7 protein-coding genes and 1 pseudogene are annotated in these 10,054 nt (G+C 70.6%); 5 read left to right on the top strand and 3 right to left on the bottom strand.

Features of this window, described 5'->3' with window-relative positions:
• Nucleotides 1–2: 2 nt before the first annotated feature.
• Nucleotides 3–2,006, bottom strand: a complete 2,004-nt coding sequence (locus ACYVLP_RS25235) for an alpha-1,4-glucan--maltose-1-phosphate maltosyltransferase (protein ID WP_460630363.1) — start codon at nucleotides 2,004–2,006, stop codon at nucleotides 3–5.
• A 529-nt stretch (nucleotides 2,007–2,535) separates the two neighbouring features.
• Between ACYVLP_RS25235 and glgP the strand changes: the two genes are divergently transcribed.
• Complete coding sequence (glgP, locus tag ACYVLP_RS25230) at nucleotides 2,536–5,124, top strand: alpha-glucan family phosphorylase (protein WP_460630037.1); 2,589 nt, start codon at nucleotides 2,536–2,538, stop codon at nucleotides 5,122–5,124.
• Here glgP and glgX read toward each other — a convergent pair.
• Both glgX and ACYVLP_RS25220 read right to left on the bottom strand, forming a co-directional pair.
• On the bottom strand, nucleotides 5,121–7,256 hold the full coding sequence (gene glgX / locus ACYVLP_RS25225; RefSeq protein WP_460630036.1) for a glycogen debranching protein GlgX: 2,136 nt from the start codon (nucleotides 7,254–7,256) through the stop codon (nucleotides 5,121–5,123). The two genes, glgP and glgX, sit on opposite strands and share 4 nt — an antisense overlap.
• Before the next feature lie 18 nt (nucleotides 7,257–7,274).
• On the bottom strand, nucleotides 7,275–8,051 hold the full coding sequence (locus ACYVLP_RS25220; protein WP_460630035.1) for an endonuclease/exonuclease/phosphatase family protein: 777 nt from the start codon (nucleotides 8,049–8,051) through the stop codon (nucleotides 7,275–7,277).
• Nucleotides 8,052–8,096: 45 nt separating this feature from the next.
• Here ACYVLP_RS25220 and ACYVLP_RS25215 point away from each other — a divergent pair, with 45 nt between their 5' ends.
• The 4 genes and pseudogenes from ACYVLP_RS25215 to ACYVLP_RS25200 form a co-directional block, all read left to right on the top strand.
• A complete protein-coding gene (locus tag ACYVLP_RS25215; RefSeq protein WP_452268661.1) occupies nucleotides 8,097–8,606 on the top strand; it encodes a type III secretion system chaperone family protein in 510 nt (169 codons plus the stop codon).
• Nucleotides 8,606–9,385, top strand: a complete 780-nt coding sequence (locus tag ACYVLP_RS25210; RefSeq protein ID WP_460630034.1) for an enoyl-CoA hydratase/isomerase family protein — start codon at nucleotides 8,606–8,608, stop codon at nucleotides 9,383–9,385. The genes ACYVLP_RS25215 and ACYVLP_RS25210 overlap by 1 nt, the downstream gene beginning before the upstream one ends.
• 71 nt (nucleotides 9,386–9,456) lie before the next feature.
• Entirely contained in the window at nucleotides 9,457–9,804 is a 348-nt protein-coding gene (locus ACYVLP_RS25205; protein ID WP_460630033.1) for a hypothetical protein, read from the top strand.
• Between the two features lie 167 nt (nucleotides 9,805–9,971).
• Nucleotides 9,972–10,054, top strand: a pseudogene (locus ACYVLP_RS25200) (electron transfer flavoprotein subunit beta); the annotation flags it as partial.

Here is a 10,054-nt window from a genome sequence, read left to right as displayed (position 1 = left end):
GGTCAGTGGCTCCTCACGCTGAGGATGTGCACGGGCTCGGAGTCGGGGCCGAGGCGGACGTAGTTGTCGGCGCGCCACTGCCAGGTCTGGTTCGTGATGTGGTCGTGGGCGTCGAACGTCGACCAGGACGCCATCCCGAACGCCTCCAGGTCCAGGTGCACCCAGGTCTCGCGCGTCCCGTGGGGGTCGAGGTTGGCGACGACGAGGACGGTGTCGCGCTGGCCGCCGACGACGCGGGTCTTGCTGTAGACGAGGAAGTTCTCGTCCTCCGCCGAGTGGAAGCGCAGGTTGCGCAGCCAGCGCAGGGCTGGGTGCCAGCCGCGGATGTCGTTGAGCCGCTTGAGGTACCACGCGAGGCTGCGGTGCTCGAGGGGACCGCCGGGCTCGTAGAGGAACCACTGGCGGTCCTTGTACTCGTACTTCTCGTTGTCGACCTGCTCCTCGGCGCCGGGCCGCGCCACGTGCTCCATGAGCTCGTAGCCGGCATAGATGCCGTAGGTCGGGACCATCGTCGCGGCCAGGGCCGCGCGCAGCTTCCACTCGGTCGGGCCGCCGTACTGCATGGGGGGCGTGAGGATGTCGTGGGTCGTGGGCCAGAACGACGGGCGCATGTATGCCGCAGCGTCCCCGGCGATCTCGCGGCCGTACTCCTCGAGCTCCCACGCGGCGTTGCGCCAGGCGTAGTAGGTGTAGCTCTGCTGGAACCCGGCCTTGGCCAGGGTGTGCATCATGGCCGGCTTGGTGAAGGCCTCCGACAGCCAGATGGTCTCGGGGTGGTCCAGGGCGACGTCGGCGATCAGCCACTGCCAGAAGGCGACCGGCTTGGTGTGGGGGTTGTCGACGCGGAAGATCCGCACGCCGTGGTCGAGCCAGACCTGGATGACGCGACGCACCTCCGCATAGGCACCCGCCGGGTCGTTGTCGAAGTTGAGCGGGTAGATGTCCTGGTACTTCTTGGGAGGGTTCTCGGCGTAGGCGATCGTGCCGTCGGCGCGCGTCGTGAACAGCTCCGGGTGGGTCTTGACCCACGGGTGGTCGGGGGAGGCCTGCAGGGCGATGTCGAGCGCGACCTCCAGCCCGAGCCGCCGCGCCTCGGCCACGAAAGCGTCGAAGTCCTCGAACGTGCCGAGGTCCGGGTGGATCGCGTCGTGGCCGCCGTCGGGGGAGCCGATGGCATAGGGCGAACCGGGGTCGCCCGGCTGCGCCGTGAGCGTGTTGTTGCGGCCCTTGCGCGCCGTGGTGCCGATCGGGTGGATCGGGGTGAGGTAGACGACGTCGAAGCCCATGTCGGCGATCGCCGGCAGCCGCTTGGCCGCCGACCGGAAGGTCCCGGAGACCCAGGCGCCGGTCTTGTCGTCGCGGAAGCAGCCCTCTGACCGGGGGAAGATCTCGTACCACGCGCCGTAGAGAGCCAGCTCCCGCTCGACGAGCAGGGGGTATGCCGTTGTGGGAGAGACGAACTCACGCAGCGGCATCATCGTGGCAAGACCGATGATCTCCGGAGACGTCGCCGCCCCGAAACGATGCGCGGCTGGTCGCCGGGTGTCGCCGAGCGCAGCGATGCCCTTGTCGATCTCGGACGCGTCGATGCCCTGCCCGCGGACGGCCCGGGCGAACCGCTCGAGCACCCTGACGCCCTCGGCGCACATGAGGTCCTCGTCGACTCCGGCGGCGATCTTGATGCCGGCGTCGTGCACCCACGTGGCGAAGGGGTCGGACCACCCCTCGACCCGGTAGGTCCACCAGCCCTCGCGGTTGGCCACCACCGTCGTGGACCACTCGGACGTCCCGGGGTTGTCCGAGTGCATCGCGAAGTAGTGGTCGTGCCCGTCGGGGTCGGTGAGCACGGCGGTGGCGTTGACGGCGTCGTGGCCCTCGCGGAAGACCTTGGCCCGCACGACGAACTCCTCGCCCACGACCGACTTGGCGAACCTGGCGCCGCCGTCGACGAGGGGGCGCACGTCGGTGACGGGGATGCGTCCGAACGGGAGGGCACCACCCGGCATACCGGCGACGGTGGGGGCCGTGCTCACGGGATGCTCGGGCGCGAGGTGTACGGCTCCGGCCTCCGTGTCGTCGACGAAGGCGGCGTCCGCGTGCGGCACGGCGTCGTCGGGCTCGGCCAGGGCGGCGGCCGCAGTGGTCCGCGGCGGCGCCTCGGCCGCCGGCGCCTCGGTGCCCGGGGCCTCGACCGCCGGCGCCTCGGTGCCCGGGGTCTCGGCCGCCGGCGCCACGGCGGGCTCGGGCCGCTCGGGCGGCTCAGGCCGCTCGGGCGGGGCCGTCGGGATGGCGGCCGTCGACGTCTGCGGCCGCGGCGCCTCCGCCGCGACGGACCTGCGGCGCTGGGGTGAGGGCTTGCGGGAACGGGTCTTCTTCGCTTTGCCAGTCACGGAATCGACCGTATCGAAGTTGGGGCCGTTGGCACATGAGGCGGCCCCCATGCTGTCCGTCGGGCGGACCTCGGGCGTCCACCGGCTGAAACCCGGCTGCAAGTGTTGCAAGAACACGTCATGGGCACCCCTATGCTGTTCCCTCGTGAAGGCCATCCGTCGTTTCAGCGTCCGCACCGTGCTGCCTCCCCGCATCGAGGGGCTCGGCGTCCTTGCGAGCAACCTTCGCTGGTCGTGGCACCCGCCGACCCGCGACCTGTTCGCAACCATCAGTCCCCGCAAGTGGGCCGACGCGGGCCAGGACCCCGTCAAGCTTCTGTCGCGCCTCTCGGCCGACGAGCTCGCGGCCCTGGCGGCCGACGACGAGTTCGTCGCCAGCGTCGTGGCCGCCAACGAGGACCTGCACGCGTACCTCACCGAGGAGCGCTGGTACCAGTCGTGGAGCCGTGAGCAGCAGGCTGCCGGGAAGGCGGCCCCCACGGCCATCGCCTACTTCAGCCCCGAGTTCGGCATCACGGCCGTGCTCCCGCAGTACTCCGGCGGTCTCGGCATCCTCGCGGGAGACCACCTCAAGTCCGCGTCCGACCTCGGTGTCCCGATCGTCGGCGTCGGGCTGTTCTACAAGACCGGCTACTTCAAGCAGGCCCTCTCGCGCGACGGGTGGCAGGTCGAGACCTACCCGGTGCTCGACCCCGACGGCCTGCCGCTGTCGCTGCTGCGCGAGGACGACGGCACCCCGGCCGTCGTGTCCGTGGACCTGCCTGCCGGGCGCGTGCTCAACGCGCACGTCTGGAAGGCGGAGGTGGGCCGCGTCCCGCTGCTGCTCCTCGACTCGGACGTGGCCGGCAACGACGAGCAGACCCGCAAGGTCACCGAGTCGCTCTATGGCGGAGGCGGCGACACCCGCCTCGAGCAGGAGCTGCTGCTCGGAGTCGGCGGTGTGCGCGCTCTGCGCGTGTGGTCGCGTCTCACCGGCGCGCCGACGCCGGAGGTGTACCACAGCAACGAGGGCCACGCCGGCTTCCTCGGCGTCGAGCGGATCACCGAGCTGGTTCGCGACCACGGCCTGACGTTCGACGAGGCGCTCGAGGCGGTCCGCAGCGCGACCGTGTTCACGACGCACACGCCCGTCCCCGCCGGCATCGACCGGTTCGACGCAGCCAAGATCAACCTCTTCTTCGGCGGCGCCAACGCGATCCCCGGCGTTCCGGTCGAGCGGCTGCTCGCCCTCGGCGCGGAGGACTACGAGGGCGGCCAGCCAGGCATCTTCAACATGGCCGTCATGGGCCTGCGTCTGGCCCAGCGCGCCAACGGCGTCTCGAAGCTGCACGGCGTCGTGAGCCGCGAGATGTTCGACGGCCTGTGGCCGGGCTTCGACGACGTCGAGGTGCCGATCGCCAGCATCACCAACGGGGTCCACGCGCCGACGTGGGTCGACCGGGCGGTGTACGACGTCGCTCTCAAGCACCTCGGGACCGCCGACATCGCGGGCACCGACGCGTGGCACCGCATCGACGAGGTCCCGGCCGACGCGGTCTGGTCGACGAAGCGCGAGATGCGCGAGAAGCTCGTGCTCGATGCTCGCCGCCGGGTGCGCTCGTCGTGGCAGAAACGCGGCGCGACCGAGGCCGAGCTGGGCTGGGTCGACGACGTGCTCGACCCCGAGGTGCTCACGATCGGGTTCGCGCGCCGCGTCCCGACCTACAAGCGACTCACGCTCATGCTGCGCGACCCGGAGCGGCTCAAGTCGCTGCTGCTGCACCCCGAGCGCCCGGTCCAGCTCGTCATCGCCGGCAAGTCGCACCCCGCCGACGAGACCGGCAAGCGGCTCATCCAGGAGCTGGTGCGTTTCGCCGACGACCCGGAGGTGCGCCACCGCATCGTCTTCCTGCCGAACTACGACATCGCCATGGCGCAGCAGCTCTACCCGGGCTGCGACGTCTGGCTGAACAACCCGCTGCGTCCGTTCGAGGCGTGCGGCACGTCGGGCATGAAGGCGGCACTCAACGGCGGGCTCAACCTGTCGATCCTCGACGGCTGGTGGGACGAGTGGTTCGACGGCCGCAACGGCTGGGCGATCCCGACGGCCGACGGCGTCGAGGACGCAGACCGCCGCGACGACATTGAGGCGGCCGCCCTCTACGACCTCATCGAGAACGACGTCGCGGCCAAGTTCTACGACCGTGACGCCGCCGGCCTGCCGCACGGCTGGATCCAGATGATGACCCACACGCTCAAGACCCTGGGCCCGAAGGTCCTCGCGAGCCGCATGGTCCAGGACTACGTCACCCGGCTCTACAGCCCGGCCGCAGGCGCGGGACGCAGCCTCAACGGCCCCGAGTACGCCGGCGCCAAGGAGCTCGCGGCATACAAGGCGAGGGTCCGGGCCTCGTGGTCGAAGGTCAAGGTCGAGCACGTTGAGCCCTCGGGCCTGTCGGACTCCCCGCAGATCGGCGACACGCTGTCGCTGCGTGCGTTCGTGGCCCTGGACGGGCTGTCGCCCGACGACGTCGCGGTGCAGCTCGTCCACGGCCACGTCAGCGACACCGACGACATCTGGGGAATGGAGACCGCGCCACTCGAGCTCGTCGAGACCTATGACGGCGGCCGTCACCAGTTCGCCGGCTCCCAGCCGCTGCGCCGCACCGGTTCGTTCGGCTACAGCGTCCGCATCGTGCCGAAGCACCCCGCGCTCGCGACACCGGCCGAGCTGGGCCTGGCCCGCAACGCCTAGACGACGCGCCAGACGCGCATCGACGCGCTCACCATTGTGACGGCCGCCCCCGCCTCCAGCGGTTCTCCCGGAGGCGAGGGGCGGTCGTCACTGCTGTCCCACAACAGCTGGTATGCCGGTGCGCCCGGTGCGGCAGGCAGCGTCACCTCGGTCGGCTCCGCCGAGCCGTTCAGGGTGACCAGGACGGTCTGCTCGCCCAGCCACTCGCCGTTGTAGAGCGCCTGCATCACATCGGTCGCGGGGCCGTCCCAGCGGTGTCCCATCGGCTCGCCGTCGCCGCCGAACCACGCCAGGTCGGTGGACCCGTCCTCGTGGATCTGCCTGCCGGAGAAGAAGGTCCGCTGACGCAGCACCGGGTGTTCGCGTCGGAGCCGGACGAGGTGGCGGGTCGTCTCGAGCAGGTCGGACTGCCACTGCTCGTGCTCCCACCCCATCCAGCTGACCTCGTTGTCCTGGGAGAAGGGGTTGTTGTTGCCGCGTTGGCCCCGGCCCAGCTCGTCGCCGCCGTTGAGCATAGGGACGCCCGTCGACAGCAGCAGGGTGCCGAGCAGGTTGCGCATCGAGCGCCGGCGGGCAGCGTTGATCGCCGGGTCGTCGGTGCGTCCCTCGACGCCGTGGTTCCACGAGCGGTTGTCATCGGACCCGTCCGTGCCGCCGTGCCCGTTGGCGCCGTTGTGCTTGACGTCGTATGCCGTGAGGTCGGCGAGCGTGAAGCCGTCGTGCGCGGTGACGAAGTTGACCGAGGCGATGGTGCCGCGGTCATGGCTGTCGAAGAGGTCCTGCGACCCGGCCAGCCGCGTGGCGAGGTCGCGCACGCCGTGCCGAACGCCGCCCTTGGTGGCGGCCGCGACGTCGCGGAGCCAGAACGTGCGCGCCGTGTCGCGGAACCGGTCGTTCCACTCGGAGAAGGGCGGCGGGAACTGGCCCGTGCGCCAGCCGTGGATCCCCACGTCCCACGGCTCGGCGATGAGCTTGGAGCGGGACAGCACCGGGTCGGTGCGCAGCGCGACCAGGAACGGATGGTCGGGATCGAAGTTGTCGTCCTTGCCCCGCCCCAGGGCCACGGCGAGGTCGAAGCGGAAGCCGTCGACGTGACACTCGTTGACCCAGTACCGGAGCGAGTCGAGCACCATCCGCGCCACGATCGGGTGGGTGAGATCAAGGGTGTTGCCGCAGCCGGTGACGTCGATGTCGCGGCCCCGGCCGTCGAGGCGGTAGTAGGCGCGCTGGTCCAGCCCGCGCCAGGACAGCGTCATGCCCTCGCGGGACTGCTCGGCAGTGTGGTTGTAGACCACGTCGAGGATCACCTCGATGCCCGCAGCGTGCAGCAGCTTGACCATGCCCTTGAACTCGTCGAGCACACCCTGTGGTTCCTTGGCCGCGGCGTAGGCGGCGTGCGGGGCGAAGAAGCCGAGCGTGTTGTACCCCCAGTGGTTGGTGAGCCCGCGGAGCACGAGCTCCGGCTCGTGGGTGAACGCATGAACGGGAAGCAGCTCCACGGCGGTCACACCCAGGCCACGCAGGTGGTCAACGAACGCGGGGTGGGCGAGGCCGGCATACGTCCCCCGAAGCTGCTCGGGGACGTCAGGGTGCAGCCGCGTTGCATTCTTGACGTGGACCTCGTAGATCAGCGACTCGGTGAGCGAGTGGCGCGGGAATCGATCTGCGCCCCAGTCGAACTCGTCGTCGACGATGACGCACCGCGGGAGGTGGGCCGCGGAGTCGCGAGTGTCCCGGACACTGAGGTCGCCCCTGAGGTCGCGGCCGACGCGGTGGCTGTAGAGCGCCGGGTCGAGCACGACGTCGCCCTCGACGGCCCGGGCGTACGGGTCGAGCAGCAGCTTCGTCGGGTTGTAGAGCAGCGCGCGGTCCGGGTCCCAGTCACCGTCGACGCGCAGCGCGTATCGCTGGCCCACGCCGACGCCCGCGATGGTGTCGAACCACGTGCCGTGGGCGCGGTGCCGCAAGGGCACGCGGCGCTCGGTCTCAGAGCCGTCCGGCGCCACATCGAACAGGCACACCTCCACGGAGCGCGCGTGGCCGGCATACACGCAGAACTGCGCACCGTCCGCGGTCACGCGGACGCCGAGGTCGGGCGGCAGGTCGGGCGTCGCTGGTGGTCGGGGGCACATGTCGAGAAGCGTATGGGGTCACGTTGCGAGGTCGAACGTGCACACGACGGCGCGGTGGTCCGAGGCGATGTCGACCACGGCAGAGGAGCGCAGGTCCAGCCCCCGGTGCAGGACGACGTCGAGCTGCGCGTCGAACGCGGACAGGTCGCGGTGTGTCGCCATGGCGGCGACGCGGCCCATCCACTCGTGCTTGGACCCTGCGATGCGCCACGTCGGCTCGTCGAGGACGACGCGGTCGAAACCGCCTGCGACATGCATGGCCAGGTCCCGACGGGTCGGTCCCGGGTAGTGGTTCATGTCGCCGGTCACGATGTGCGGCCCGCGGCGCAGCCGGTCCTGCTGCATCGCCGCGCGCAGCCGGACCACTTGCCGTCCGCGCGCCACCGCACGCGCGAAGACGATGAGGTGTGCTGTCGAGAAGGTCACCGAGTGCGCGCCCGGGAGACCCTGCGAGGTGCCGACGGCGACCACGGCGCTGACCATGGCACGCTCGTGCCAGTGGTCGAACCAGCGCAGCAGCGGTCCCGCAGGAGCCAGGGTGGTGACGAGCACGTCAGGCTCGACATGCGTCGTGGCGGGGTCATGGGCGATCGCGAGGCCCGCGGGCGCGTGCAGGTGAGCGAGCCGGTAGCCGGACGACTCGAGCGCGGCCGACACCGCCCGCTCGTCGAGGCCGAAGACCTCCTGCAGGCCCAGCACCTGCACTCCGGCGGCCCGGAACGGGCCGAGACCGTCGGTCGTGCGGAGCAGGTCTCCCGAGCACGTGTTGGCCGTCGCGACCGTGAGCAGAGTCATGGGCCACCTCGCGTCCGTCCGTGGTCGCAGTCTACGGTGGGGCGCATGACCGATCCGACTTCGCTGCCCAACTTCATGCCGAGCGTCCCTGACGCCGGCCCGAACGGCGCACCCGTCAGCGAAACGCCTGTGCGTGACCGCATCATGCAGGTGCTGAAGGGCCTTGGCATCGACGCCGCTGTCGACAGCGACGGGGACCTCGAGTTCGCCATCGTCGACAACGAGGGCACGAGCACGACGCTGTTCGCCCGCGTCGCCGAGGGAGACCTGGCGCTGGTTCGGTTCTTCGGCCAGTGGCAGCTCGCCGACCCGGTGTCGACGGACCGCAACGAGCGCCTCGCCCGCTGCAACGACATGACGATGCAGCTCAACATCGTGAAGCTCTCCCTGGTCCAGGAGAGCCTCGTTGTCTCGGCGGAGCACGTCATCACGCCCAACGCCGACCTCGACATCCTCGTCCCGCTCTCGGTGAACCACATCCTCCAGAGCGTCGGCTTCTTCTTCCAGTCGTGGCTGCCGGCCGAGGAGCCCGGCGCCGGCCTCGGCACCGACTGATGGGCGAGTTCGTCCGTCTCGAGGTCGAGGGTGGCATCGGCACGATCCGCCTCGACCGGCCGAAGATGAACGCGCTCAACGTCCAGGTCCAGGAGGAGATCCGCGCGGCGGCCACCGAGGCGTCGGCGCGCTCGGACGTCAAGGCGGTCATCGTCTACGGCGGCGAGCGGGTCTTCGCCGCCGGCGCCGACATCAAGGAGATGCAGACCATGTCGTACACCGGCATGGTCGACCGCTCCGGGCCGCTCACGACCTCGATCAGTGCGGTCGCCCGCATCCCCAAGCCCGTCATCGCCGCGATCACCGGCTACGCCCTCGGCGGCGGCTGCGAGCTTGCGCTCGCGTGCGACTTCCGGGTCGTGGCCGACGACGCCAAGCTGGGCCAGCCTGAGATCCTGCTCGGCATCATCCCTGGCGCCGGCGGCACCCAGCGACTCTCGCGCCTCGTCGGCGCCGCCAAGGCCAAGGACATCATCCTCAGCGGCCGGTTCGTCGACGCCACCGAGGCGCTCGCGATCGGGCTGGCCGACCGGGTCGTCCCCGCGGCGGACGTCTACGCCACGGCGCGCGAGTGGGCCGGGAGCTTCGTCGGCGCCGCCTCGTATGCCGTTCGCGCGGCCAAGGAGGCCATCGACCGTGGTCTCGAGACCGATCTCGAGACCGGTCTGGAGATCGAGCGGATGCTCTTCGCCGGGCTGTTCGCCACCAAGGACCGCGAGACGGGCATGACCTCGTTCGTCGAGCAGGGGCCGGGCAAGGCGAAGTTCGAAGGCCAGTGACCGATTCCCCTGCGTCGAGTGGCCGCTTCGACACACCCGCTGCTCCTAGGGTCATGCCGGACGCGGGTCGTGTGACGGAGCGGCCACTCGACGTGCTCGTCTTCTACTCACCCGTCGAGGCGACCGAGCGCGTGCTCGCTGCCCTCTTCGCCGCCGGGGCGGGGCGGGTCGGCGAATACTCGGAGTGTGCGTGGCTCGTCGAGGGCACGGGCCAGTTCCGGCCCGGTGCCGGCGCCCGTCCGGCGGTCGGCGTCGTCGGCGCCCTCGAGCGGCTGCCCGAGCACCGGGTCGAGGTGACCTTCGAGCGCGGGCTGCGACGCCAGGTGGTGGCGGCCCTGCGCGCGTCCCACCCCTACGAGGAGCCCGCCTTCCACGTCATCGAGACCGCCGGCCTCGATCCTGCGTCAGACCCGGGGTGAGGCCCGGGGTCAGGCCCGGGGTCAGGCCCGGGGTGAGGCAGCGCACGGGTGGTGAGCGTCACGCCCCGAGCATGCTCGGTATGCAAACGCTCAGTGAGAGGATGGGCCGCAGTGCCGGAGCGACCTCCGGCATCATCTGACCACGTAACGGAAGAGGACGTTCACCCATGAACATCGTCGTCTGTGTCAAGTACGTGCCCGACGCCCAGGCCGAGCGCACGTTCAACGCATCTGACAACACGACCGACCG

The sequence above is a fragment of the Intrasporangium mesophilum genome, from assembly GCF_054783095.1.
The sequence above is the reverse complement of the archived record's forward strand: the minus strand, read 5'-3'. Positions and strand labels throughout refer to the sequence as shown.

Bases quoted from the DNA above. Each gene is read 5' to 3' on its own strand.
- ACYVLP_RS25220 (WP_460630035.1), bottom strand. From the start codon at position 8,051: ATGACTCTGCTCACGGTCGCGACGGCCAACACGTGCTCGGGAGACCTG.
- glgX (WP_460630036.1), bottom strand. From the start codon at position 7,256: ATGTGCCCCCGACCACCAGCGACGCCCGACCTGCCGCCCGACCTCGGC.
- ACYVLP_RS25215 (WP_452268661.1), top strand. From the start codon at position 8,097: ATGACCGATCCGACTTCGCTGCCCAACTTCATGCCGAGCGTCCCTGAC.
- ACYVLP_RS25210 (WP_460630034.1), top strand. From the start codon at position 8,606: ATGGGCGAGTTCGTCCGTCTCGAGGTCGAGGGTGGCATCGGCACGATC.
- ACYVLP_RS25235 (WP_460630363.1), bottom strand. From the start codon at position 2,006: ATGCCGGGTGGTGCCCTCCCGTTCGGACGCATCCCCGTCACCGACGTG.